Consider the following 24421-nt stretch of genomic DNA (forward strand, 5'->3'; position numbering starts at 1 on the left):
TAGGGTCGTTCGACGCTTGATACCCACCGGCAGGAGGACCCACGGGTGATCGAGTTCCGCGACGTGACCAAGCGGTTCGACGACGGGACCACCGCGGTGAACGGCCTGGACCTCGTGGTCGAGGCGGGCACGATCACGGTCTTCGTCGGACCGTCCGGATGTGGCAAGACCACGTCCCTGCGCATGGTGAACCGGATGATCGACCCGTCGTCGGGCACCGTCCTGGTGGACGGCAACGACGTGCTGGGCGTGGACCCGCCCACGTTGCGGCGCGGCATCGGGTACGTGATCCAGCAGGCGGGCCTGTTCCCGCACCGGACTGTGCTGGACAACGTGGCCACCGTGCCGCTGCTCATCGGCTGGACCCGCCGCAAGGCCAGGCAGCGCGCCGCCGAGCTGCTGGAGCTGGTCGGCCTGCCCGCCGAGCTGGGCCACCGCTACCCGGTGCAGCTGTCCGGCGGCCAGCAGCAGCGCGTCGGCGTGGCGCGGGCGCTGGCCGCGGACCCGCCGGTGCTGCTGATGGACGAGCCGTTCAGCGCGGTCGACCCGGTGGTGCGCGAGGGGTTGCAGGACGAGCTGCTGCGGCTGCAGGCCGAGCTGGACAAGACCATCGTGTTCGTCACGCACGACATCGACGAGGCGATCCGCATCGGCGACAAGGTCGCGGTGATGCGCACCGGCGGCTTCCTCGCCCAGTACTCGCCGCCCGCCGAGCTGCTGACCCGGCCCGCGGACGACTTCGTGGCCAGCTTCGTCGGCAAGGACCGCGGCTACCGCAGCCTGTCCTTTGTGGACTCCTCGGGCGTCGAGGTGGCGGAGGTGCCGACGGTCGTCGAGGGCGTCGCCGTCGAGTCCTCTTCGGACTGGCGGCTCGTGGTGGACGCGGAGAAGCGGCCGCAGGGCTGGGTCGCGCCGGACGCGTCGGTCCTGCCCGGCGGCTCGCTGTACGAGGTGGGCGCGTCGATCCGGGGCGCGCTGGACGCCGCGCTGTCCTCGCCGTCCGGGCTGGGCGTCGCCGTCCACGACGACGGACGGCTGGCCGGCGTGGTGACCGCGCGCCAGGTGCTCGACGTGATCGAGAGCCGCCGTGGGTGACATCCCGAAGTACCTCAGCGACGCGGGCACCAGGGCGGCGCTGCTGGACATGCTGCTCGACCACGTCTACCTGTCGCTGGTGCCGCTGGTCGTGTCGGTGGTGCTGGCGATCGTGCTCGGGTTGCTGTGCCACCGGTTCCGCCAGGTCAACGCGACGCTGATCGCGCTGTCGAACGTGGTCTACACGATCCCGTCGCTGGCGTTGTTCGCGATCATCCCGGCGGTCATCGGCACGCAGGTGCTCGACCCGTTCAACGTGATCCTCGCCCTGACGGTCTACACGACCGCGCTGCTGGTCCGGCCGGTCGCCGAAGCGCTGGCCGCGGTGCCCGCGCACGTGACCGCCGCGGCCACCGCGATGGGCTTCCGGCCGCTGCGCCGGTTCCTCACCGTCGAGCTGCCGCTGTCCGTGCCGGTGCTGGCCGCCGGCGTGCGGGTCGGCTCGGTCAGCAACATCAGCCTGGTCAGCGTCGGCGCGCTGATCGGCACGGGCGGTCTGGGCACGTTGTTCACCGACGGGTTCCGGCAGCGGTACCTGGCGCCGATCATCGTCGGCATCGTGCTGACGCTGGTGCTGGCGCTCGTGGTCGACCTGCTGCTGGTGCTGCTGCGCAACCGGTTGACGCCGTGGGTCCGGGCGGGTGGTGCGCCGTGATCTTCGCGGACGCGGTGGCCTGGCTGCTCGACCCGGTCAACTGGTCGGGCGGCAAGTCGATCCCGGTGCGGGTCGGCATCCACCTGCTCTACTGCCTCGGCGCGGTGCTCGGCGCCGCCCTGATCGCCGTGCCGCTCGGCCTGTACGTCGGGCACACCGGGCGTGGCGGTGTGGTGCTGGTCGGCGGCAGCAACGCGCTGCGGGCGCTGCCGACGCTGGGCCTGGTCACGTTCCTGTACCTGGTCGCGGGCGGTGGCACGGCCGGTGTGCTCATCGGCCTGATCGTGCTGGCCGTGCCGCCGATCCTGGCCGGGACCTACGCCGGCATCCAGGACGTGGACCGCGGTGTCGTGGACGCGGCGAGCGGCATGGGCATGACCGGCGCGCAGCGGCTGTGGCGGGTCGAGGTGCCCAACGCGCTGCCGCTGCTCGTCGGCGGTCTGCGCAACGCCATGTTGCAGGTGGTCGCGACCGCGTCGGTGGCGGCGTACGTGGGTATCGAGACGTTGGGACGTCCCCTGCTGGACGGCCTGCGGGTGTTGGACTACGGGCAGTTCGTCGGCGGCGCGATCCTGATCGCGCTGCTCGCGGTCGTGCTGGACGTGGTGCTCGCGGGCGTCGGCAGGCTGGTCGTGCCCGCGGGTTTGAGGCTGGCGGCCAAGGCTCGTCGCGCGGGCAGTGGGAAAGCGCGGTCGAGCGGGGCGCAGTCGAGGCGTCGGGGAGAGCCGGCGCCCGTCGAGTCTGGAGGAAGCACGGCATGAAGCGCACGTTGGCCGTTGTCGTCGCGGCGACCGCCCTGGTCGTCTCCGCGTGCGGGTCCAAAGAGGACCTGGGCGGGGGTGGCCAGCAGGCCGCGTCGGGTGAGGTCGTGGTCGGTTCGGCCGACTTCACCGAGAACAAGATCCTGGCCGAGATCTACGCCGGTGCGTTGAAGGCGACCGGGGCGAAGGTGACGGTGAAGGCCGGCATCGGAGCGCGCGAGCTGGTCGTGAAGGCGTTGCAGGACAAGTCGCTCGGCGTCGTGCCGGAGTACTCGGGCAACCTGCTCAACTACTTCGACAAGGCCAACACCACGACCGAGGCCGAGGAGGTCTACACGGCGCTGAAGGCCAAGACGCCGTCGGGCCTGGAGGTGCTGGAGAAGTCCGACGCGGAGGACAAGGACGTCCTGGTCGTCACCAAGGCGACCGCGGACGGCGGCGTGAAGTCGATCGCGGACCTCGGTGCGGGCAAGTACGCGCTGGGCGCGGCCGGCGAGTGGGCGCAGCGCTGGCAGAGCAAGGTCCAGGAGCTGTACGGGGTGACGTTCACGGAGATCAAGACCACCGACGCGGGTGGCCCGATCACGGTGGACGCGCTGAAGGACGGCACGGTGCAGGTGGCGAACCTGTACACGACGTCGGCGGACATCAAGGCGAACGGGTTCGTGGAGCTGGAAGACCCGAAGGTGATGTACCCGGCGCAGAACGTCGTGCCGCTGCTGCGGTCGGACGCGGTCGACGCCAAGGGCAAGGAGGCGTTGAACAAGGTGTCCGCGGCGCTGACCACGGAGAAGCTGGCCGACCTGGTCAAGCGGGTCGACGTGGACAAGGAGACGATCGCGAACGTGGCTGCCGACTTCCTGAAGACCGTCACCCTGTAGTCCCACCGCTCTCGCACGGCCCGGCTCCGCACCGACGGCATTCGGCGGAGCCGGGCCGTTGTGCTGTCCGGGAGCGGCACGGGGGACTGCTCCAAGACGGGGATACCGGGCGGAACGCAAGCCGGCACGTCCGCTCCGGCGGGATGATCGGTCGATGGGAGCGGACGAGGCCGACGCCGTGCCGGGCGACACGCGCAACGCCGTCGACGGCGCGGTGTCAGGGACGTCGTTGCAGGTGGGCGCCGTCCACGGGGACGTCCACCTGCACGCCCCGCCCGCCAGGGCCGTGCCCAAGCCGCTGTTCATCGCCGCCGTGGTGTTCGCCGTGGTCCTGGCGGTCGTCGGCGCGGTGGTCGTGGTTCCCGGGCTCAGCGGGCTGTTCGCCGCCGGCGGCCCGGGCGCCGGGGCGGATCCGGGGTGCGGTGAGGGTCAGGCCGTGGAGATCGACGTGCCGTCGGACATCGGGGACCGGTACGACTACCGCCTGACCACGCGGTGCGCCCCGCCCGAGGGGGAGAGCTACCAACTCGTCGTGGAACTCGTCGGTGACTGGGGTCGGTACGAGTCCAGGAAGTTCCTGTGGCGGCGCGACTACCACCCGGGGTTCGTGGGGCAGGACCCGGTGATCCTCTCCGGGTACACGGCCGGGTGGCCGGTGGGTTCCGTGCACCTGCTCTACGTCCTGCGCTGCACCGGGGAGCAGGTCGCCGAGATGGACGTCCTCGCGAACGAGGACAACTACCTGGAGGAACTGCCCGGCTGCGCGCCGGCCTCCGAACGGCACCGGCTGACCAAGGTTCCCGAGCGCTAGCCCGGTCAGCCGCGTCCGCCGATCCGGCCGGTCAGCTCGTCCGCCGCACGGCGCGCCTCCGCCGCCAGCTCCGGCCACGTCTCGCCGCACTCCGTCTCGCACACGTGCCGGAACGTGACCGTGATCGCGGCGATCGGGCGTTCACCGTGGTCGAAGACGGGGGCCGCGACCGACGCGAACCCGGCCGTCACGTACCCGTCCTCCACCGCCCACCCGCGCCTGCGCTCGACCGCCAGCAACCGGCGCAACGCGGGCAGGTTGCGCGGCCCCCGCCCCGTCCGGTCCACGAACGGGCCCGGGAACAGGGCCCTCACCTGCGCGGCGGGCAGCCGGCCCAGGATCGCCCGACCCGACGCGGTGAGGTGCGCGGGCAGCCGCACGCCGACGTCGGACACGATCGTGGTCGGCCGGCGCGGTTGTTCGCGCACCAGGTACAGCGCCTCCGAGCCGTGCAGCACGCCCAGGTGCGCGGTCCGCCCGACGGCGTCCACCAACCGCCGCAGCACGGGCCGCGCCAACCGCTCCAGCGGGTCGTGCCGCAGGTAGGCCGACCCGAGCTCGAACGCCGCCACGCCCAGCCCGTACCGTCGCTCCTCGGGGAAGTGGGTGGCGAACCCGGCCGCGGTCAGCTCGGACAGCAGGTGGTAGGTCGTCGACCTCGGCAGGGCCAGCTCGCGCGCCACCGCCGCCGCCGACAGCGGCCCGGGCCTGCCGGCCAGCAGGCGCAGCACCGCGAGCCCTCGGCGCAACGCCGGCACGTCGCTGCTGCCTCCCACGGATCCCATTCTCAACAAATCCGCGGCCGGGCGCATTGGAGGGGCATGACGGACAGCTTCGAGGACTTCGCCACCGGGCAGGTCACCCCGCTGCTGCGCTACGCCACCGTGCTGACCGGCGACCCGCACCTCGCCCAGGACGTCGTGCAGGAGTGCCTGCTGCGCGCCCAGCAGCGCTGGGCCCGCATCTCCGAGGTCGACGCGCCCGCCGCCTACCTGAAGAGGATGGTCACCAATGAGTTCCTGAGCTGGCGCCGCCGCCGCAAGACGCACACGCCGCTGCACGCGGTCGACCCACCCGGCCCGGACGTGTCCGCCCACTACGACGAGCGCGAAGCGATGCTCCAGCGCATCGACAAGCTGCCGCGCAAGCAGAAGGCCGCCGTCGTCCTCCGCTACTACGAGGGCTACGACGACGCCGAGATCGCCGAGACCCTGAACTGCTCCCAGGTCACGGTCCGCAGCCACATCTCCCGCGCGCTGGCGACGCTGCGCGCGAACGTCCGCGTCAAGGAGGCCCTGTGATGGGAACGGAAGACCTGATCCAGGACGCGCTGCGGGCGCGGGCCGAGCAGACCCCGCCGCCGGGCCGCGTGCTGGCCGCGCTGCACCGGCCGCGCCGCAGCCGCAAGCCGCTGTTCCTGGCCGTCACCGCCGCTGCCGCCGTCGCGGCCGTCGCGGTGGTCGCCACGACCGTCGGGCGACCGAGCGCCGAGGCGCCGCCAGCGGGCAACTCGTCCCTCACGACGACCACCGCGCCGACGACCACCACCACGGCCGCCGCGCCGCTCGATCCGCTCACCACGGGCTACAGCCCGTCGTGGCTGCCCGACGGCCTGGTCGAACGGCACCGGTTCGCGGACGCGGCCGGGAGCGTCCAGCGCGTGTGGAAGCACTCCGGCGGGCAGGTGCACTCGCCGAGCTTCGAGATGCTGACGCCGAAGGACGCCCCGGGCCAGGACCAGCTGCGCCGGCAGATCGCCGAGGGGGCCGCGGCCGACAAGGTGACGATCAACGGTGCGGAGGCCCTGGTGGTGGACCCGACGGTGGGCGGGCCGCCCCGCAGCGGCGAGACCAAGGAGCCGGCCGTGCCGGACGGGACGCCGCCGGACGCGAAGGTGGTCTTCGCCCCGGAGCCGGGCCGCTACGTCCAGCTCGTCCTATCGAACTCGGCGGAAGCCCGGGCCGAGGCCATCCGGATCGCCGAATCGGTGCGCCCGGACCCGACGCCGCTGCGCGGACCCGTGTCGATCGGCGGCGCGGTCGGCCACCAGGCCAGGGTGAACGGCCAGGGCTGGCTCGTGTCCACGACCGGCGAGGTCAACGGCGTCACCTACGGCGCCAACCTGAGCAACTACGTCGACGACCCGGTCGGCAACCCGAGCACCGCGCCGGTCGCCGTCACGGCCCGCGGCGCGTCCGCCGAGTACCTGGGCGAGCGGGGCGGCTACCTGCGGGTGGACCTCGGGCCGGACCTGCACCTGCTGATCATCGGCCAGGGCGGGAACACCGCGTCGGCGCAGGAGCTGATCGCGGTGGCCGAGGCGGTCACGGTCGACATGGCCGCGGCGCCGTCCTGGCTGACCGGCTGACGTGACGGTGGTGGGCGCTCGGGCGAACCGGGCGCCCACCACACCTCAGCCGCCGAACTCGATCGTGCCGTCACGGCGGCCGCGGCGCACCATGCGGTCGAAGCTCACCGCCGCCACCGCGAACCACGCCACGCCGACGCACACCTCCAACCCGAGCTGCACCAGCACGGTCGACGCCTGCCCTTCCGCGATGAACGCCCGGATCGCGGCCAGCCCGTGCGTCATCGGCAGCACGGACGTGACCGCGCGCAGCCAGTCCGGCCAGAACGACGTCGGCACGTTCACCCCGCAGAACGTCATCAGCACCAGGTAGCTCAGGTTCAGCGCCAGCCACCGCGCGGACGGGAACCCGAGCACGAACGACGCCACGCACGTCCCGTAGCAGTAGCACGACAACCCGACCACGAAGATCATCAACGGCACGACGGCCGCCGAGGGCCACGGCAGCCGCACCCCGAACAGCGGCGGCAGCACCAGGAACGCGGTGGTGGACGCCGCGACGCCCGAGCCGAGGTTCACCAGCCCCCGACCCAGGTACGCGGTGAGGTGGGTGGACGGCGCGGCCACCATCAGCGCCAGCGTGCCGGACTGCCGCTCGCCGACGGTCAGCAGGATGACGACGGTCGCGTCGATGGCCATGATCGCGACCACGTTGCCGATGAGCAGGTAGTCGACCTGCTGCTGCGACCCGAGCATCCGGCCGATCAGGGCGTAGAAGCACGCCTGGATCAGCAGGCGGGACAGCCAGGTGAACGTCCACGTCTTCCACGTCTGGAACGCCGAGTACATGGTCCACGAGGCGATGAGGCCGTGCTTGAGCACGCGCAGCTGGTCACGCATACGTCACCGCGCCCAGCTCGCGCGCCCGGCGCAGGGTGGCCGCCAGCAGCACCCGCCCGCCGACCAGGGCGGCGGCGCCGAGCCCGACGATCGCCAGCAGCCGCCAGCCGACGCCCGCGACGGGCGGCGCGGCCATCGCGTCCCGCATCAGGTCCGCCGACCACGACAGGAAGATCACGTGGGACAGCGGTTGCAGCGGCTCCGGCAGGTACTGCACCGGCACCATCACGCCGGACAGCAGGTAGATCGGGAAGCTGAGGAAGTTCAGGTAGTTGTTGCTGTTCTTGGACAGCAGCATGGCCGCCGCCAGCACCAGGCTCGTGCCGATCATCGCGAACACCGACGCCGCCATGGCCGCCCAGAACACCCACGGGTGGTGCACCGCCGGCGTCACGCCGAACAGCAGCTCGCCCAGCAGCCACGTCTCGCCGAGCGGGACGACGCCCAGCACCATCACCGCCGAGATCCGCCCCAGGTAGACGGAGTGCAGGGACCTGGGCGCGGCCATGCCCAGCTCCAGCGTCGAGGTCCAGCGCTCGCCGACCAGCACGGTCGTCGCCAGTCCCGTGGCGAAGCCCCACAGCCCGATCAGGGTCGGCGCGAGGAACGCGTTGGCGACCAGGTCGGGCCGGGCCGCGTGCATCACGATCGACAGCATCATCACCACGGTGAACGGGATCGTGCACAGCGTCAGCAGCTCGTCGGGCTGCCTGCGGAGCAGCCAGAACTGCGTGCGGACCCCGGACAGGAACAGGCCCACGGCTCAGACCTCCATGCCGCGGCGGCCGATGAGGTCGAGGTACACGTCCTCCAGCCGGGGCGGCACGGCGTGCACCGAGCGCACGCCGTGGTCGAGCAGGAAGTCCAGCACCGCGCGTGCCGCCTGGTCGTCGGTGGTCTTGACGCGCAGCACGCCGTTGCGGGTCTCGGTGTCGACCACGCCGGGGATGGCGGTGACGTCCAGCGAGGTCTCGGCCTCGACCCAGCGGTGCAGGCCGGACATCGCGGCCAGGCCGCGTGGCGACTCGGTGGCGAGCACGCGGCCCTTGTCGATGAGGGTGACGCGGTCGCAGACCTCTTCGGCCTCGTCCATGTCGTGGGTGGTGATGAGGATGGTGCGGCCTTCGTCGCGCAGCTCGCCGATGAGCTTGCGGAAGTCGCGCGCGGCCACCGGGTCCATGCCGGTGGTCGGCTCGTCGAACAGGATCAGCTTCGGGTCGCCGATCAGGCCGCGGGCCAGATGCACGCGCTGCTTCATGCCCCGCGAGAACGTCTCCACGAGGTCGTCGGCCTTGTCGGTGAGGCCCAGGCGGGCCAGCAGCTCGCCGGCGCGCACCTTGGCCCGCGCGTCCGGGATCTTGTGGAGCGAGGCCCAGTACCGCAGGGTCTGCCGCGCGGTGAGCTTGCCGTACAGGCCGCGTTCGCCGCCGAACACGATGCCGACGTGCTGCCTGACCTGGGCCGCGTCCGCCACGACGTCGTGGCCGAGCACCTCCGCGGAGCCCGAGGTCGGTAACAGGATCGTGGACAGGATCTTGCACAGCGTGGTCTTGCCCGCGCCGTTCGGGCCGAGCAGGCCGTGGACCTCGTTCGTGGGCACGTCCAGCGTGAGCCCGTCGAGCGCGGTCACCTCGTCGCCCTTGGGCCGCCAGCCCTTGCCCTTGCGGAACGTCCTGGTCAGGTTCTGCACACGGACACTCATGGTCACCCCCTGGTGGATTCCTGAAGCTACCGGTGGGGCGGGACGCGCGAGGAACGATTTCGGTTGGCCGTGCCGTCTCGGATACCAGACACGATCGGCGGATGTCGGGTCGTGCGGAGCGGGCCGCCGGGTTGAGATGGGCACATGCAGCAACCCGTGCAGCTGGGTCCGAAACCCCTGACCCGCGACGACGTCCACGCCGTGGCCCGAGGCGACGCGCGCGTGGAGATCACGGAGGCGGCCCGCGAGGCGGTCACCACCGCCCGGGCGCACATCGAACGCCTGGCCACGGCCGATCAGCCGACCTACGGCGTGTCCACCGGCTTCGGCGCGCTGGCGGTGCGGCACATCCCGCCGGACCGCCGTGCCGCCCTCCAGCAGTCCCTGGTCCGCTCGCACGCCGCGGGCGCGGGCCCTGAGGTCGAGCGCGAGGTCGTGCGCGCCCTCGTCCTGCTCCGCCTCAAGACCCTGGCGAGCGGCCACACGGGCGTCCGGCTGGAGACCGCCGAGGCGATGGCCGCGATGCTCAACGCGGGCATCACCCCGGTCGTGCACGAGTTCGGCTCGCTGGGCTGCTCGGGCGACCTCGCGCCGCTGTCCGCCGCCGCCCTCGCCCTCACCGGTGAAGGCGACGTGCGTGACGCCGCGGGCAACCTGGTCCCGGCCTCCGCCGCGCTCGCCGAGGCGGGCATCGCGCCCGTGCGCCTGGCCGAGAAGGAGGGCCTGGCGCTGATCAACGGCACGGACGGCATGCTCGGGATGCTGGTCCTGGCGATCAAGGACCTGGACCACCTGCTCGACGTCGCCGACCTGACCGCCGCGATGAGCGTCGAAGCCCTCCTCGGCACGGACCGGGTGTTCGCCGCCGACCTCCAGGCCCTGCGCCCGCACCCCGGCCAGGGCCGTTCCGCGCGGCGCATGGCGGAGATCCTGCGCGACTCCGAGATCATGGACAGCCACCGCGGCCCGGACTGCACGCGCGTCCAGGACGCCTACTCGCTGCGCTGCTCGCCGCAGGTGCACGGCGCGGCGCGGGACACCGTCGCCTACGCCGGGACCGTCGCCGACCGCGAGCTGGCGTCGTCCATCGACAACCCGGTCGTGCTGGCCGACGGCCGGGTCGAGTCCAACGGCAACTTCCACGGCGCGCCGATCGCCTACGTGCTGGACTTCCTCGCCATCCCGACGGCGGACGTGGCGAGCATCGCCGAACGGCGCACCGACCGGATGCTGGACGTGAACCGGTCGCACGGCCTGCCGCCGTTCCTGGCGCACGACCCGGGCGTCGACTCCGGCCACATGATCGCCCAGTACACGCAGGCCGCGATCGTCAGCGAGCTGAAGCGCCTGGCCGTGCCCGCGTCGGTCGACTCGATCCCGAGCAGCGCGATGCAGGAGGACCACGTCTCCATGGGCTGGTCCGCCGCGCGCAAGCTCCGCCAGGCCGTGGACGGGCTGCGCCGGGTCCTCGCGATCGAGTTCCTGACCGCCGCGCGCGCCCTGGACCTGCGCAAACCGCTCAACCCCGCCCCCGCCACCGCGGCGGCCGTCGCGAAGCTCCGCGAGCACGTCCCCGGCCCCGGCCCGGACCGCCACCTCGCGCCCGAGATCGCCGCCGCCGAAGACCTGATCCGAAAGGGAGTGCTGTGATGGTGCGTGCTGCCCGAGGGACCGAACTGACCGCCCGGAGCTGGCCGACCGAGGCCGCGCTGCGGATGTTCCACAACAACCTCGACCCCGACGTGGCCGAACGCCCCGAGGACCTGGTCGTCTACGGCGGCACGGGCAAGGCCGCGCGTGACTGGCCGAGCTTCCACGCCATCAGCCGCGAGCTGGCCGAGCTGAAGGACGACGAGACGCTGCTCGTGCAGTCCGGCCGCCCGGTCGGCGTCATGCGCACGCACGAGTGGGCGCCGCGGGTGCTCATCGCGAACTCCAACCTCGTGCCCGACTGGGCGAACTGGCCCGAGTTCCGCCGCTTGGAGGCCGAAGGTCTCACCATGTACGGCCAGATGACGGCCGGTTCGTGGATCTACATCGGCACCCAGGGCATCCTCCAGGGCACGTACGAGACGTTCGCCGCCGTGGCCAACAAGCGGTTCAACGGCACCCTGCGCGGCACGCTCACCGTCACGGCCGGCCTGGGCGGCATGGGCGGCGCGCAACCGCTTGCGGTCACCATGAACGAGGGCGTGGCGCTCTGCGTCGAGGTCGACCCGCAGCGCGCCCGCCGCCGCGTGGAGACCCGCTACCTGGACGAGGTCGCCGACGACATCGACGACGCGATCGCCCGCGTGCTGGCCGCGAAGTCCGAGGGCCGCCCGCTGTCCGTCGGCCTGATCGGCAACGCCGCCGAGGTGCTGCCGGAGCTGCTGCGCCGGGACGTGCCGGTGGACATCGTCACCGACCAGACCTCCGCGCACGACCCGCTGGCGTACTGCCCGAAGGGCGTCGCGGTCGAGGACTGGCCGGACTACGCCGCCAAGAAGCCCGACGAGTTCACCGACCGGGCCCGCGAGTCGATGGCCGACCACGTCGAGGCCATGGTGGGCTTCCTGGACCGCGGCGCGGAGGTGTTCGACTACGGCAACTCGATCCGCGGCGAGGCCAAGGCGGGCGGCTGCGAGCGGGCGTTCGACTTCCCCGGCTTCGTGCCCGCCTACATCCGGCCGCTGTTCTGCGAGGGCAAGGGCCCGTTCCGCTGGGCGGCGCTCTCCGGCGACCCGGCCGACATCGCGAAGACCGACCGGGCGATCCTGGAGCTGTTCCCGGAGAACGAGCAGCTCGCGCGGTGGATCAAGATGGCCGGCGAGCGCGTCGAGTTCCAGGGCCTGCCCGCCCGCATCTGCTGGCTCGGGTACGGCGAACGCCACCTCGCGGGCCTGAAGTTCAACGAGATGGTGGCGTCGGGCGAGCTGTCCGCGCCGATCGTCATCGGCCGCGACCACCTGGACTGCGGCTCGGTCGCGTCGCCGTACCGGGAGACCGAGGCGATGGCCGACGGCTCGGACGCGATCGCCGACTGGCCGCTGCTGAACGCCCTGGTCAACACCGCGTCCGGCGCGACCTGGGTGTCGCTGCACCACGGCGGCGGCGTCGGCATCGGCCGGTCCATCCACGCCGGTCAGGTGACGGTCGCGGACGGCACGCCGCTGGCCGCGCAGAAGATCGAACGGGTGCTGACCAACGACCCCGCGATGGGCGTGATCCGGCACGTGGACGCCGGGTACCAGCGGGCGGTCGACGTGGCGGCTTCGAAGGACGTCCACATCCCGATGAGCGCTTCCGATGACTGACCTCGCGGACATCGCCGACGTCGGGCGCGACCCCAAGCGCGGCGGCTACTCGCGGCACGGGTTCGACGACGTGGAACGCGAGCTGCGCGCCTGGTTCGTGGCGGAGGCCGAACGCCGCGGGCTGGACGTCCGGCCCGACCGCAACGGCAACATCTGGGCGTGGTGGGGCACGCCGGGACCGGACGCGGTGATCACCGGCAGCCACCTCGACTCGGTGCCGGGCGGCGGCGCGTTCGACGGGCCGCTGGGCGTCGTGTCGGCGTTGCAGGCCTTCGACCTGCTGCGCGCGAAGGGGTTCACGCCGGCGAAGCCGCTGGCGATCGTCGTGTTCGTGGAGGAGGAGGGCGGGCGCTTCGGCGTCGCCTGCCTGGGGTCGCGGCTGATGACGGGCGCGATCACGGCCGAGGCCGCGTGCCGGCTGGTCGACGCGGACGGCGTCACGTTCGGCGAGGCCGCCCACGCCGCCGGGTTCGACCCGCTGCGGATGGGGCGCGACGACCGCGCCCTGTCGTCCGTCGGCGCGTTCGTCGAGCTGCACGTCGAGCAGGGGCGCGGGCTGGACGTGCCGGTGGGGCTGGCGAGCTCGATCCTGGCGCACGGGCGGTGGCGGTACACGTTCCGCGGCGAGGGCAACCACGCCGGGGCGACGCTGATCGAGGACCGGCGCGACCCGATGCTGCCCGCCGCGCGGATGGTGCTGGCCGCCCGTCGTGCGGCCACGGCCGGCGCGCGGGCCACGGTCGGCCGGATCGTGCCGAACCCCGGCGGCACCAACGTGATCGCGTCGTCGGTGGACGTGTGGCTGGACGCGCGGGCCGAGGACGAGCCGCGCACCCGTGAGGTGGTCTCGCACATCACGTCGGCGGCCCGTGAGGCGGCGGAGGAGGAGGGCTGCGAGGTGCGCGTGGCCGAGGAGAGCTGGGGCGGGACGGTGCACTTCGACCCGGGTCTCCTGTCCCGGGTCCGGGCCGCGCTCGGTGAGGACACGCCCGCGTTGCCGACCGGCGCCGGTCACGACGCCGGGATCCTGGCGGCGCACGTGCCGACCGCCATGCTGTTCGTGCGCAACCCGACCGGGATCAGCCACGCGCCGGAGGAGTTCGCCGAGGCGGACGACTGCGCGGCGGGCGTGGTGGCGCTGGCGACGACGTTGGAGCACTTGACGCGATGAAGAGCTTCTGGTGCGAGCGGGCGTGGTTGCCGGACGGCATCGCGGCGCGGGTGCTGGTGCGCGTGGACCAGGGCGCCATCGCGTCCGTGTCCACTGTGGACACCATCCCGCTTGGCGTGGAACGGCTCTACGGCCTGGTGTTCCCGGGTTTCGCGAACGCGCACTCGCACGCGTTCCACCGGGCGTTGCGCGGGCGCACGAACTCCGACGGCGGCACGTTCTGGACGTGGCGCGACCGGATGTACGCGGTGGCGGAGCGGTTGACGCCCGACTCGTACCTGAAGCTGGCCACGGCGGTGTACGCGGAGATGGCCGTGGCGGGGGTGACGGCGGTGGGCGAGTTCCACTACCTGCACCACGGCGGCAACGAGATGGCGGAGGCCCTCCGGCAGGCCGCCCGGGACGCCGGGATCAGGCTCACCCTGCTGGACGCCTGCTACCTCGCGGGCGGGATCGGGCAGCCCGTGCGCGGGGTGCAGGAGCGGTTCTCCGACGGCACCGGTGACCGGTGGCTGGACCGGGTCGCCGAGCTGCGCGGTGACGCGAACACCAGGATCGGCGCGGCGATCCACTCGGTCCGCGCGGTGCCCCGTGAGACGTTGTCGCTGGTGGCGGGCGCGTTCCCGGATCGGCCGCTGCACGTGCACCTGTCGGAGCAGCCGGCCGAGAACGAGGCGTGCCTGGCGTCGTACGGCCTCACGCCGACCGAGCTGCTGGCCGAGGCAGGCGCCCTCACGCCGCGCACGACGGCCGTGCACGGGACGCACCTGTCCACAAAGGACATCGGGCTGCTCGGCTCGACGCGCACCGGCGTCTGCTTCTGCCCGACGACGGAGGCCGACCTGGCGGACGGCATCGGCCCGGCGCGGGAGTTGGCGGAAGCGGGGTCGCCGTTGTCGTTGGGCAGCGACCAGCACGCGGTGATCGACCCGTTGGCGGAAGCCCGCGCCCTGGAGCACCACGAACGCCTGCGGACGGGCCAACGCGGCAGGTTCACCCCGGCGGAACTCGTCGGGGCGCTGACGAACCACGCCTCGATCGGGTGGCCCGAGGCCGGTCGGCTGGAGGTCGGCGCACCGGCCGACCTGGTCGCCGTCCGGCTGGACTCGGTCCGGACCGCCGGCGCCGAGCCCGAGCAGGTGGTGCTGGCCGCCACGGCGTCCGACGTGGCCGTCGTCGTGGTGGGCGGGAAGGTCGTGGCGCGCGACGGCGTGCACCAGCAGCTGGGCGACGTCGCGAAGCTGCTGACCGAGCAGATCGGGGCGTACTACCGATGAGCACCCTCGTCACCGGCATCGGCGAGCTGACCACGAACGACCCCGAGCTGGGCCGCCTCGCCGACGCCGCGCTCGTCCTCGCCGACGGCCGGGTGGCGTGGGTCGGACCCGCGTCGTCCGCGCCCGCCGCCGACGAACGGGTCGACGTGGCGGGGCGGGCGGTGCTCCCCGGCTGGGTCGACAGCCACACGCACCTGGTGTTCGCGGGCGACCGGACGGCCGAGTTCGAGGCGCGCATGGCCGGTCAGGCGTACGCGGCCGGCGGCATCGCCGTGACGGTCGACGCGACGCGGGCGGCGTCCGACGACGCGCTCGCGGCGAACCTTCGGCGGCACGTCGCCGAGGCCGTGGCGCAGGGGACGACCACGATCGAGACCAAGACCGGGTACGGGTTGACGGTCGACGACGAGGTGCGGTCGGCGCGGATCGCGGCCCGCGAAGCCGACGAGGTCACGTTCCTGGGCGCGCACCTCGTGCCGCCGGGCGCCGACGCGGACGAGTACGTGGCGCTGGTGGTCGGCGAGATGCTCGACGCCGTAGCGCCGCACGTGCGGTGGGCGGACGTGTTCTGCGAGCAGGGCGCGTTCGACGCCGACCAGTCGCGGGCCGTGCTGACGGCCGCCCAGGCCAAGGGCCTCGGGCTGCGGGTGCACGGCAACCAGCTGGGGGAGGGCCCCGGCGTGCGGCTGGCGGTGGAGCTGGGCGCGGCGAGCGTCGACCACTGCACCTACCTCTCGGACGCCGACGTCGACGCGTTGGCCGGCTCCGACACCGTCGCCACGCTGCTCCCGGCGTGCGACCTGTCGACCCGCCAGTCGCTGCCGCCCGCCCGTCGCCTCCTCGACGCGGGCGCGACGGTCGCCCTGGCCAGCAACTGCAACCCGGGCAGCTCCTACACCACCTCGATGGCGTACTGCATCACGACGGCCGTCCTCCAGCTGCGGATGACCATCGAGGAAGCCGTCACCGCCGCCACCCTGAACGGCGCGAAGGCGTTGCGGCGCACCGATGTCGGCCACCTGTCACCGGGCGCCCGCGCCGACGTCCACGTGCTCGACGCGCCCTCCGCCACGCACCTGGCGTACCGGCCGGGTGTCCCGCTCACGCACGCTGTGTGGCGGGCAGGCGTTCGACAGCGGTGAGGGCGGCCGACGTGCTGTCCGGGTGGGCGGGCAGGAGCGGGAGGCGGACGTCCGGCGTCGGGATGCGGCCCTGCGCGTGCAGCACGGCCTTGACCACGGTCGGGTTCGGCTCCGCGAACAGCGCCGCCGACAGCTGACCCAGCCGCCCGCCCAGAGCCCGCGCCACGGCCACGTCACCGGCGTGCCAAGCGTCGATCAGGCGGGCGAACTCGGCGGTGGCGACGTGCGCCGAGGCCAGGATGCCGCCGTGCGCGCCGAGCGCCAGCAGCGGCGAGATGAACGCGTCGTCACCGCCGAGGATCGCCAGGTCGGCCGGCAGGTCGGCGAACAGCTCGACCGTGTCCGCGTTGATGCCGCCCGCCGCGTACTTCAGGCCCACGACACCGGGCACGTCCGCCAACCGCCGCAACGTGCCCGCGGACAGGTACTGGCCCGTCCGGTACGGGATGTCGTAGACGACCAGCGGCACGGGGCTGTCGGCGGCCAGCCGGGTCAGGTAGGCGAGCGCGCCTTCCTCGCCGGGGCGGACGAACGACGGCACCACGGTCAGCGACGCCACCACCTCCGGGTGGTCGGCCAAGGCCTGAAGGGCCTGCGGCGTGTTCGCGCCCACGACCAGCGGCGCGTGGCGCTCGCGGCTGACCCGCGTGACCACGCCCAGCACCGCCTGCTGCTCGACCGGCGTGAGCGACGAGGGCTCCGCCGTCGTGCCCAACGCCACCAGGCCACGCGCGCCGTCGTCCAACGCCTGGTGGGCGAGGGCCTCCAGCGCGTCCAGGGCCACGGCGCCGGACCGGTCGAACGGCGTGATCAACGGGACGTGCAAGCCGGTGAGCGTCATGACCACTACGGTGCCCGCCCGGACCGTGAAGGACCAGTCCGCGTTCCTCAACGCAACCGTAAGCTGAGCTGATGCTCGACGTCCGCCGCCTGCGGCTCCTGCGCGACCTGGCCCACCTGGGCACGATCGCCGCCGTCGCCCAGGCGCACGCCTACACGCCGTCCGCCGTGTCCCAGCAACTCGCCGCCCTGCAACGCGAAGCCGGCGTGCCGCTGCTGGAGCACACCGGCCGCAGCGTCAGCCTCACGCCCGCCGCCACCGCGCTCGTCCAGCACACCGAGACGATCCTCGCCGCCCTGGAAGCCGCGACCGCCACGCTGGCCGCCGCGCGCACCGGCCTGTCCGGCGCCGTGCGGATCGGGGCGTTCCCCAGCGCCGTGCCGACCCTGCTGCCCGCCGCGCTGGTCGCGCTGGGCCGCGACCACCCGGCGCTCGACCTCATGGTCACCGAGTTGGACCCGGTCGACATGCCGGACGCGTTGCGCGACGGGCGGCTGGACGTGGCGCTGTGGCACGACTACGACATCGCACCGGTCGAACCCGATCCCGGCGTCGAGTCGGTGCGGCTGCTGGACGAGAAGGTGTTCCTCGCCGTGCCCGCCGACGGCCCGCCCGACGCGACGATCGCGAGCACGCGTGACGCGGCGTGGATCGTCGGCAGCCCCGGCACGCTGTGCCACACCGTGGCGACGAGGGTCTGCCAGGCGGCCGGGTTCACCGCCAGGGTGCGCCACCACGCCGACGACTTCACCGCCGTGCTCGCCCTGGTCGCCGCCGGTCAAGGTGTCGCGCTCGTGCCCGAACTCGGCGCGACGCGCCCGCCCGCCGACGTCCGCCTGGTCCCGCTGGACGTCCACCGCCGCACCCGCATCGCCTACCGCCGAGGTTCGGGCGGCCATCCCGTGGTCGCCGCGTGCGTCACCGCGCTGGAGTCCTCGACCCGGGCCTATCTGGCATCTCCCTCCTGAGAGGGAGGCGGAAGACCGCTCGCGCGAGCGATCAGTTCCGGCGTCGGGATCCGCAGGATTCACGGCATGACAACGATCAAGCACCCGGAGTTCGTCGCCGCACCGCTGCTCGTCCTGACCTACGGCGTCTGCCGGATCGTCGACGGGTTCGACGGCGAACGCGGACCCGGCCCGGCCTGGACGATCGGGCACCTCGCGTTCCTGGCCGCGCTGGCCCTGTTCGTGGTGATCTTCCGGCACATGCGCCGGCTGATCGGGCCACGGGCCCGGATCACCGCCGTGGTCGCCACGCTGGGCGCGTTGGCGCTGTTCGGGCAGTTCTCGGTGGACGTGGTGGCCGGGTTCGTGGCCGACGACCACGAAGCGATGGCGATGTGGACCCGTGGGATCCGGACCTTGCCCGGCGTCGCGACGGTGATCTACGACTTCGGCCCGTACCTGTTCTACGTCGGCCAACTGGTGCTGGTCGTCCAGCTCGCCCTGCACCGGCACGTGAAGGCGTGGACGCCGGTGCTGGTGCTCGCCGACCTCTCGATGCCGTTCATCGACAAGGACCTCATTCCGGTCGGCGCGGTGCTGATGGTCGTCTCGTTCCTGCCCCTGGCACTCCGGGCGCGGGAAGTCGGCCCGGCCCGCGAGACGGCCCTCGTGTGAGGATGGCTCACGTGCTCCTCCGGTTGGGTCTGCCCGCGCTGGTCGCGGTGGTGCAGCTGTGGCCGTTCCTGGCCCGTGACGACTCCTACCACTGGTGGGGTTGCGCGGTCGTGATCGCCTCGGCCGTGCCCCTGCTGTGGCGGCGCGAGGCCCCGTTGGCGGCGCTGGCGGCCAGCCTGGTGGCGACCGGCCTGTACGACCTCGGCGGCGACGTGCCCGCCCAGCCCGTCTGGTACGGCGGGATCGTGGCGCTGCACGCCGTCGCCGCCCACTCGGGCCGACGGGCGCGGGCGGTGGCGCTGGTCGGGTCGGTCGGCGGCACGTTGGCGCTGGTCGGGTCGTCGGAGACGGCGTTGCGGACGGTCGTGCTGTTCGCCGCCGCCTACGGCCTCGGCCGGGCCACCGCGGCGTCCGAGGAGCGCGCCGCCCGGCTCGAACGCGAGCGGCTGGTCGAGGCCGAACGCGCCGCCGAGCGCGAACGCGCCCGGATCGCCCGGGACATGCACGACATCCTGTCCCATGCGGTGAGCGTGATGGTGGTGCAGGCCGAGGCCGGGCCGGTGGTGCTGCGGGCCGACCCGGCGCGGGCCGAGGCCGCGTTCGACGCCATCGCGGCGGCGGGACGTGACGCGATGGTCCAGCTCCGGGGCATCCTCGCGGTGCTGAAGAGCGACGACGGGCCGCACGCCCCGCAGCCGACGATCGACGACCTGCCCGGTCTGGCCGACCAGGTGCGCAACGCCGGGCTGGACGTCGGCTTCACCGGCTCGGGCGAACCGCTGGCGCTGCGACCGGACGTGGCCGTCGCCGCCTACCGCATCACCCAGGAAGCCCTGACCAACGTCGTCAAGCACGCGGGCGCGGCCCGGGTGGACGTCCGACTCGACTGGCAGGATGACTCGCTCATGATCAGCATCACCGACGACGGCCGCGGCGGTGCGCCCCGCGGCGGCGGGCACGGCCTGATCGGCGTGCACGAGCGCGCCGCCGCGTGCGGTGGCACGGCGAGCGCAGGCCCGCGTGCCGACCGGTCCGGGTTCCAGGTGCTGGTCAGGCTGCCCGCATGAGCATCCGGGTGGTGGTCGCCGACGACCAGGAGCTGGTGCGCGCCGGGTTCGCCATGATCCTCGACGCCCAGCCGGACATCGAGGTGGTCGGGGAGGTCGGCGACGGCGCGGCGGCCGTCGCCGCGGTGCGGGAGCTGCGGCCGGACGTGGTGCTGCTGGACATCCGCATGCCGGGGGTGAACGGCATCGAGGCCGCGCGGCAGGTCAGCGGGGAGACCAAGGTGCTGATGCTGACCACGTTCGACGTGGACGAGTACGTGTACGACGCGTTGCGCGCGGGCGCGAGCGGCTTCCTGCTCAAGGACGTGCGGCGGGACGACCTGGCGCACGCGGTCCGCGTGATCGCGGCCGGCGAGTCCCTGCTCGCGCCGTCGGTGACGCGGAAGCTGATCGCCCGGTTCACGTCGACCGATCGCGCACCGGTGCGGGTGCCGGCGTTGACGGCCCGGGAGCAGGAGACGTTGGCGCTGATCGCGCGCGGCCTGTCCAACGCGGAGATCGGGCGGGCCATGGTGGTCACCGAGCACACGGTGAAGACGCACGTCAGCAACGTGCTGAGCAAGCTGGGCCTGCGGGACCGGGTGCAGGCCGTGATCGCGGCCTACGAGTTCGGCCTGGCCGTGCCCGGGGATGGGGCCCACCCGTCGAGGTGAGACCCCACCCCCGTCACGTCACGGGTTGACGATCGCGATCTCGCGGTCGTCGTACGCCGGGGTGCCGGTGCCGCTGCTGATGGAACCGGACGCGAACGCCGTGCCCGCGCGGAACGGAACCTCGTACGCGGCCACGAAGACGTCCACGGTCTGGAGCCCGCCCGTGCAGGTGATGTAGGCGGACCCCTGGCCGTGGGCGATGGCCGGGCCGACGCGCTGGGTGAGCCGCACGTTGACGTAGTTCGACCAGCCGGCCGGACAGGTCACCGTGGTCTCGACTCTGACGGCCGCGCCGCGCGCGAGTCGCTCGGCGGGCGACTGCACGCGGATCCCCGTCTGGGACGGGGACTGGGCGCTCACGTCGGCGCTGGACGGCAGCACGGACGCGAAGATCGCGCCCGCCACCACGGCCAGCACCGCCGCGGCCTTGGCCGGGCGCACGTTCCGGATCGATGGGAGCTTCACGGGTTCTCCTTTGCGGTAGGGACTGCTGCTGCGTCCACGGGTGTGTCGGCAGCGGGTTCGGGAGTGGGCGCGAATTGGGGCGCGGGTTCGGTCGCGGGTTCGGGCGCGGGTTCGGGCGCGGCCAGGCCGGCGAGCAGCCCGGCGGTCAGCACGATCACGGGCAGGTGCCACAGGAAGTCGAACCCGCTGTGCACGAGCAGCACGACCAGCCCGGCGGCGGCGCCCGCCCACAGCGACCCGGCGCGGCCACGCCACGGCGCCCCCGCGCGGCCACGCCACACCGTGACGGCCAGCGCGGCCAGGACCAGCACCACCAGGCCGAGCCCGATCGCGCCGAGTTCGACCAGCACCTGCAGGTACTCGTTGTGCACGTACCGCATCACGCGGGACTCGCCCGCGGGCCCGGTGAACGCGAACCACCCGTTGCCGGGTCCGACGCCCGTCAACGGCCGCGCGGCGACGAGGTCCAGCGCCGCGCCCGTCGCGCCGTGGCGGTCCGGCGAACCGGTCGAGAGCCGGCCGTGGAGCAGCCGGTCCAGGTCGAGCACCAGCACCGCCCCGAGCACGGCCGCGGCGAACCCGGCCACCACGCCGACCAGCCGGAACACAGATCGCACCCGGTTCAGGCCGAGGGTGACGGCGAGGCCGACCACGAGCCCGGCCACGGCGAGGCCGACGTGGGCCGGTTCGGCGGCCGGGAACGACGGCGTAAGCGCGCCCAAGGCGATCAGCGCGCCGACCAGGGCCGGCCCGGCGTGCCGCAGCGTGGCGCGGACGCCGTTGAACACGGCCAGCGCCACCAGCCCCGCCAGCAACGCGAGCAGACCGGCGCGGCTGAGCGTCGCGCCCACCCCGACGATCAGCGCGTACCCGGCGGCGGCGAGCGGCACCGAGTCCGGGCGGGCGGTGTGCAGGGCCAGTGCCAGCACGGTGAGCGCGGCGAGCAGGGCCGCGGCGGCGTTCGGGTAGGTGAGCGTGGCGGCGGCGCGGGCCAGGCCGTCGGCGACCACCGACCACGACGGCATCCGCCAGACGACGGCTGCCCAGCCGGTCAGCGCGACCAGCGCACCGACCCCGACCAGCACCGACGCGCACAGCTCCCGTTGCCTGGCGTCCGCGCCCCGGACCACGGACACCGCCGCGGCCAGGCAGCCGACGGCCGCGACCGCGGGCAGGGAGCGGGCGACCGAGCCGTCCAGGAGCGCACGCAGCACGGCCCATGCGGCGAGCCCGGCGCACGCCACCGTCACCGGCCCGGGACCTGGCCGGTTCCGCAGGGTCAGGACCAGGGCGAACGCGACGAGCGCGCCGGTGAAGAGCCGGCCGGGCAGGTAGTAGCCGCCCTGGGCGACGACGGCGGCGGCGATCGCGGCGAGCAGGAGCAGCACGGCGTGCGGCAGAGCGACCCCGTCCCGTGCCCGGACGTGGTCGTGCGCGACTCCCCCCATGCAGGCCTCCCCCAGCCTCCATGCCTGCCAGAGGCAGGGTAGGCGCGGATCTTAACCTCGGGATCCGTTGCGGCGGGGCGGTTTCGGCTGAACGCGATCACGTCCCCGTCAGGTGGTCGTGGCGATCGACTTGGGGCAGGCTGGCCGCATGGAGTACACCCAGCTCGGCCGTTCCGGCCTGTCCGTGTCCCGCTTGTGCCTCGGCACGATGAACTTCGGTCCGGAGACGTCCGAGGCCGACAGCCACCTGATCATGGACCGGGCCCACGAGCACGGCATCAACTTCTTCGACACCGCCGACGTCTACGGGTGGCAGCGGGGCGAGGGCATCACCGAGAAGATCATCGGCCGGTGGTTCGCGCAGGGCGGTGAGCGGCGGGAGAAGACCGTGCTCGCCACCAAGCTGTACGGCGACATGGGGGACTGGCCGAACGAGGGGCGGCTGTCCGCGCTGCACATCCGGCGGGCCGCGGACGCGTCGCTGCAGCGGCTGCAGACCGACTACATCGACCTGCTCCAGATGCACCACGTGGACCGGGCCACGCCGTGGGACGAGATCTGGGAGGCGTTCTCCGTGCTGCGGCAGCAGGGGAAGGTGCTCTACTTCGGGTCGTCCAACTTCGCCGGGTGGCACATCGCGCAGGCGCAGGAGGCGGCGCGCGCACGCCACTTCCTCGGGCTGGTCAGCGAGCAGTCGATCTACAACCTGGTGAACCGGTTCGTGGAGCTGGAAGTGCTGCCCGCGGCGCTGCACTACGGCGTCGGCGTGATCCCGTGGTCGCCGCTGGGCGGTGGGCTGCTGGGCGGCGCCCTGCGCAAGTCGCGCGAGGGCGGCGGATCACGCGGCACGTCCGAGCGGAGCCTGAAGGCGCTGGAGCGGCACCGCGACGCGATCGAGGCTTACGAGAAGCTGTCCGCCGACCTCGGCGAGGACCCGGCCCACGTCGGCGTGGCGTGGCTCCTGCACCAGGAGGGCGTGACGGCACCGATCATCGGCCCCCGCACACTGGAACAGCTCGACGGCTCACTCCGGTCCGTCGAGATCAAGCTCGACGAGCCCACCCTGACCCACCTGGACGACCTCTTCCCGGCCCCGGGCCCGAACGGCCCCAAACCCGCACCGGAGGCGTACGCCTGGTAGGGGTTCGGGCGGGCCGCGGGCGACCAGCTCCCGGCCCGCCATCCCGGCCGCGACACCCATCCGGTGGGACTACCTTCGTTGCCGTTGCGTTTGCTTCGAATGTTGCGGATACTTCGGATAGAGGTGATTCGCATGGCGACGAAAGCGGAAGCGGCGAAGGTGGCGCCCGGCGTGGTCGACGCCGAAGTCGCGGCCCGGGCGCTGCGCCGGGTGAAGGACTACCTGGCGTCCGCCGGCGCGCGGTCGGATGAGCTGGAGATCCTCGTCGAGGGCGGGCCCGGAGAGGCGCTGGTCCTGCCCCGTCAGGCGGTCGAGCTGTTCGCCCACATCCTGGCCGCGATGGCGAATGGCCAAGGCGTCCAGATCATGCCGGTCAACGCCGAGCTCACCACCCAGCAGGCAGCGGAACTGCTGAACGTCTCACGCCCCTACTTGATCGGGCTCCTCGAACGCGGCGAGATCGAACACCGGCTCGTGGGCAGACATCGGCGCGTTCGGTTCGACGCGCTGATGGACTACATGCGTCGCGACGACCTCGCCCGCAAGCAGGTGGTGGACGAGATGACGCGGCTGGACCAGGAGTTGGGAACGGACTGAATGGCCTTCGTCGTGGTGTACGACGCCTGCGCCTTGTACGGCAACACCGTGCGCAACCTGCTCATCCGGGTTGCCCGCGCACGACTGGTGCAGGCCAAGTGGACCGAGCGGATACTCGACGAGGTCGACCGGAGCCTCGCGGTGAAGCGGGGGATCCCGGAGGAGAAGCGGCGCCGGCTGCGGAAACTGATCAACGGTTCCGTGGCCGACTGCCTCGTCGAGGGGTACGAATCCCTCATCGACAGCCTGGTGCTGCCGGATCCGGATGACCGGCACGTGCTCGCGGCGGCGATCAGGGCCGGCGCGCAGGTGATCGTCACGGCCAACCTCTCCGACTTCCCGGCCGACTACCTCGGGCAGTGGGACGTCGAGGCCAAGAGCCCCGACGACTTCGTGCTCGACCTGATCGGCATCAACGACCGGGTCGTGTACTCGTGCGTTCAGCAGATCGTCGACGAGCGCGTCAACCCGCCCGAGACGATCGACGACGTGCTCGGACAGCTTGAGCGTTCAGGCCTCATCGAATCGGCCGCCGCGCTGCGGCTCGGGTGAGGGAGGCGGAACGGCAGCCGTGACCACCGTCCGGGG

General features: G+C 72.9%; 26 protein-coding genes. 19 read left to right on the top strand and 7 right to left on the bottom strand.

Annotated elements, in window-relative coordinates; all coding sequences use genetic code 11:
• Window positions 1-45 precede the first annotated feature (45 nt).
• From ADK67_RS28245 to ADK67_RS28265, 5 genes are all read left to right on the top strand, one after another.
• Window positions 46-1095 (top strand): ABC transporter ATP-binding protein, encoded by a 1050-nt coding sequence (locus ADK67_RS28245; RefSeq protein ID WP_053719558.1) that lies wholly within the window; start codon window positions 46-48, stop codon window positions 1093-1095.
• A 49-nt stretch (window positions 1096-1144) separates the two neighbouring features.
• On the top strand, window positions 1145-1750 hold the full coding sequence (locus tag ADK67_RS28250) for an ABC transporter permease (protein ID WP_197289657.1): 606 nt from the start codon (window positions 1145-1147) through the stop codon (window positions 1748-1750).
• Complete coding sequence (locus ADK67_RS28255; RefSeq protein ID WP_442974197.1) at window positions 1750-2511, top strand: ABC transporter permease; 762 nt, start codon at window positions 1750-1752, stop codon at window positions 2509-2511. The genes ADK67_RS28250 and ADK67_RS28255 overlap by 1 nt, the downstream gene beginning before the upstream one ends.
• Entirely contained in the window at window positions 2508-3392 is an 885-nt protein-coding gene (locus tag ADK67_RS28260) for an ABC transporter substrate-binding protein (protein WP_082403936.1), read from the top strand. Before ADK67_RS28255 ends, ADK67_RS28260 begins: the two co-directional genes overlap by 4 nt.
• 154 nt (window positions 3393-3546) lie before the next feature.
• Entirely contained in the window at window positions 3547-4203 is a 657-nt protein-coding gene (locus tag ADK67_RS28265) for a hypothetical protein (RefSeq protein ID WP_053719560.1), read from the top strand.
• 5 nt (window positions 4204-4208) lie between these two features.
• Here the strand turns inward: ADK67_RS28265 and ADK67_RS28270 are convergent, their stop codons facing one another.
• A complete protein-coding gene (locus tag ADK67_RS28270) occupies window positions 4209-4979 on the bottom strand; it encodes an IclR family transcriptional regulator (RefSeq protein WP_053719561.1) in 771 nt (256 codons plus the stop codon).
• Window positions 4980-5024: 45 nt separating this feature from the next.
• Between ADK67_RS28270 and ADK67_RS28275 the strand changes: the two genes are divergently transcribed.
• Window positions 5025-5504: a SigE family RNA polymerase sigma factor gene (locus ADK67_RS28275; RefSeq protein WP_053719562.1), complete on the top strand. Its 480-nt coding sequence runs from the start codon at window positions 5025-5027 to the stop codon at window positions 5502-5504.
• On the top strand, window positions 5504-6571 hold the full coding sequence (locus ADK67_RS28280) for a hypothetical protein (protein ID WP_053719563.1): 1068 nt from the start codon (window positions 5504-5506) through the stop codon (window positions 6569-6571). The genes ADK67_RS28275 and ADK67_RS28280 overlap by 1 nt, the downstream gene beginning before the upstream one ends.
• Window positions 6572-6616: 45 nt before the next feature.
• Here ADK67_RS28280 and ADK67_RS28285 read toward each other — a convergent pair whose 3' ends face one another.
• From ADK67_RS28285 to ADK67_RS28295, 3 genes are read right to left on the bottom strand one after another with little or no spacing between them, the layout of a single operon-like run.
• Complete coding sequence (locus ADK67_RS28285; RefSeq protein ID WP_053719564.1) at window positions 6617-7411, bottom strand: ABC transporter permease; 795 nt, start codon at window positions 7409-7411, stop codon at window positions 6617-6619.
• On the bottom strand, window positions 7404-8171 hold the full coding sequence (locus tag ADK67_RS28290) for an ABC transporter permease (RefSeq protein ID WP_053719565.1): 768 nt from the start codon (window positions 8169-8171) through the stop codon (window positions 7404-7406). The genes ADK67_RS28285 and ADK67_RS28290 overlap by 8 nt, the downstream gene beginning before the upstream one ends.
• A gap of 3 nt (window positions 8172-8174) precedes the next feature.
• Window positions 8175-9113: an ABC transporter ATP-binding protein gene (locus tag ADK67_RS28295; protein ID WP_053719640.1), complete on the bottom strand. Its 939-nt coding sequence runs from the start codon at window positions 9111-9113 to the stop codon at window positions 8175-8177.
• Window positions 9114-9257: 144 nt separating this feature from the next.
• Between ADK67_RS28295 and hutH the strand changes: the two genes are divergently transcribed.
• From hutH to hutI, 5 genes are read left to right on the top strand one after another with little or no spacing between them, the layout of a single operon-like run.
• Window positions 9258-10763 carry a histidine ammonia-lyase gene (gene hutH / locus ADK67_RS28300; protein ID WP_053719566.1) on the top strand — a complete coding sequence of 502 codons (1506 nt, stop codon included), beginning with the start codon at window positions 9258-9260 and terminating at the stop codon, window positions 10761-10763.
• Window positions 10763-12409 (top strand): urocanate hydratase, encoded by a 1647-nt coding sequence (gene hutU / locus ADK67_RS28305; protein ID WP_053719567.1) that lies wholly within the window; start codon window positions 10763-10765, stop codon window positions 12407-12409. Before hutH ends, hutU begins: the two co-directional genes overlap by 1 nt.
• A complete protein-coding gene (locus ADK67_RS28310; protein ID WP_053719568.1) occupies window positions 12402-13580 on the top strand; it encodes an allantoate amidohydrolase in 1179 nt (392 codons plus the stop codon). Before hutU ends, ADK67_RS28310 begins: the two co-directional genes overlap by 8 nt.
• Window positions 13577-14857, top strand: a complete 1281-nt coding sequence (locus ADK67_RS28315) for a formimidoylglutamate deiminase (protein ID WP_053719569.1) — start codon at window positions 13577-13579, stop codon at window positions 14855-14857. Before ADK67_RS28310 ends, ADK67_RS28315 begins: the two co-directional genes overlap by 4 nt.
• The gene (hutI, locus tag ADK67_RS28320) at window positions 14854-15999 is read left to right on the top strand and encodes an imidazolonepropionase (protein WP_053719570.1); all 1146 of its coding nucleotides are present in this window, start codon (window positions 14854-14856) and stop codon (window positions 15997-15999) included. Before ADK67_RS28315 ends, hutI begins: the two co-directional genes overlap by 4 nt.
• Here hutI and ADK67_RS28325 read toward each other — a convergent pair.
• Entirely contained in the window at window positions 15959-16840 is an 882-nt protein-coding gene (locus tag ADK67_RS28325; RefSeq protein WP_053719641.1) for a dihydrodipicolinate synthase family protein, read from the bottom strand. The two genes, hutI and ADK67_RS28325, sit on opposite strands and share 41 nt — an antisense overlap.
• 71 nt (window positions 16841-16911) lie before the next feature.
• Here ADK67_RS28325 and ADK67_RS28330 point away from each other — a divergent pair, with 71 nt between their 5' ends.
• The 4 genes from ADK67_RS28330 (at window position 16912) to ADK67_RS28345 (ending at window position 20182) form a co-directional block, all read left to right on the top strand.
• A complete protein-coding gene (locus ADK67_RS28330; RefSeq protein ID WP_053719571.1) occupies window positions 16912-17808 on the top strand; it encodes a LysR family transcriptional regulator in 897 nt (298 codons plus the stop codon).
• A gap of 66 nt (window positions 17809-17874) precedes the next feature.
• Window positions 17875-18462, top strand: a complete 588-nt coding sequence (locus ADK67_RS28335; protein WP_053719572.1) for a hypothetical protein — start codon at window positions 17875-17877, stop codon at window positions 18460-18462.
• A gap of 11 nt (window positions 18463-18473) precedes the next feature.
• A complete protein-coding gene (locus ADK67_RS28340) occupies window positions 18474-19529 on the top strand; it encodes a sensor histidine kinase (protein WP_197289653.1) in 1056 nt (351 codons plus the stop codon).
• Window positions 19526-20182, top strand: coding sequence for a response regulator (locus ADK67_RS28345; protein WP_053719574.1), 657 nt, complete (start codon window positions 19526-19528; stop codon window positions 20180-20182). The genes ADK67_RS28340 and ADK67_RS28345 overlap by 4 nt, the downstream gene beginning before the upstream one ends.
• Before the next feature lie 18 nt (window positions 20183-20200).
• Here ADK67_RS28345 and ADK67_RS28350 read toward each other — a convergent pair whose 3' ends face one another.
• Both ADK67_RS28350 and ADK67_RS28355 read right to left on the bottom strand, forming a co-directional pair.
• A complete protein-coding gene (locus ADK67_RS28350; protein WP_053719575.1) occupies window positions 20201-20647 on the bottom strand; it encodes a hypothetical protein in 447 nt (148 codons plus the stop codon).
• Window positions 20644-22095, bottom strand: coding sequence for an O-antigen ligase family protein (locus tag ADK67_RS28355; RefSeq protein WP_053719576.1), 1452 nt, complete (start codon window positions 22093-22095; stop codon window positions 20644-20646). Before ADK67_RS28355 ends, ADK67_RS28350 begins: the two co-directional genes overlap by 4 nt.
• Window positions 22096-22213: 118 nt before the next feature.
• On the opposite strand from ADK67_RS28355, the gene ADK67_RS28360 reads away from it, so the two are divergent.
• From ADK67_RS28360 to ADK67_RS28370, 3 genes are all read left to right on the top strand, one after another.
• Window positions 22214-23236, top strand: a complete 1023-nt coding sequence (locus tag ADK67_RS28360) for an aldo/keto reductase (protein WP_231648389.1) — start codon at window positions 22214-22216, stop codon at window positions 23234-23236.
• A gap of 132 nt (window positions 23237-23368) precedes the next feature.
• Window positions 23369-23833 (top strand): excisionase family DNA-binding protein, encoded by a 465-nt coding sequence (locus tag ADK67_RS28365; protein ID WP_053719577.1) that lies wholly within the window; start codon window positions 23369-23371, stop codon window positions 23831-23833.
• Window positions 23834-24385, top strand: coding sequence for a PIN domain-containing protein (locus ADK67_RS28370; RefSeq protein WP_053719578.1), 552 nt, complete (start codon window positions 23834-23836; stop codon window positions 24383-24385).
• Window positions 24386-24421 lie beyond the last annotated feature (36 nt).

The sequence above is a fragment of the Saccharothrix sp. NRRL B-16348 genome, assembly GCF_001280085.1.
In the GTDB taxonomy this organism is placed as follows: Bacteria; Actinomycetota; Actinomycetes; order Mycobacteriales; family Pseudonocardiaceae; genus Actinosynnema.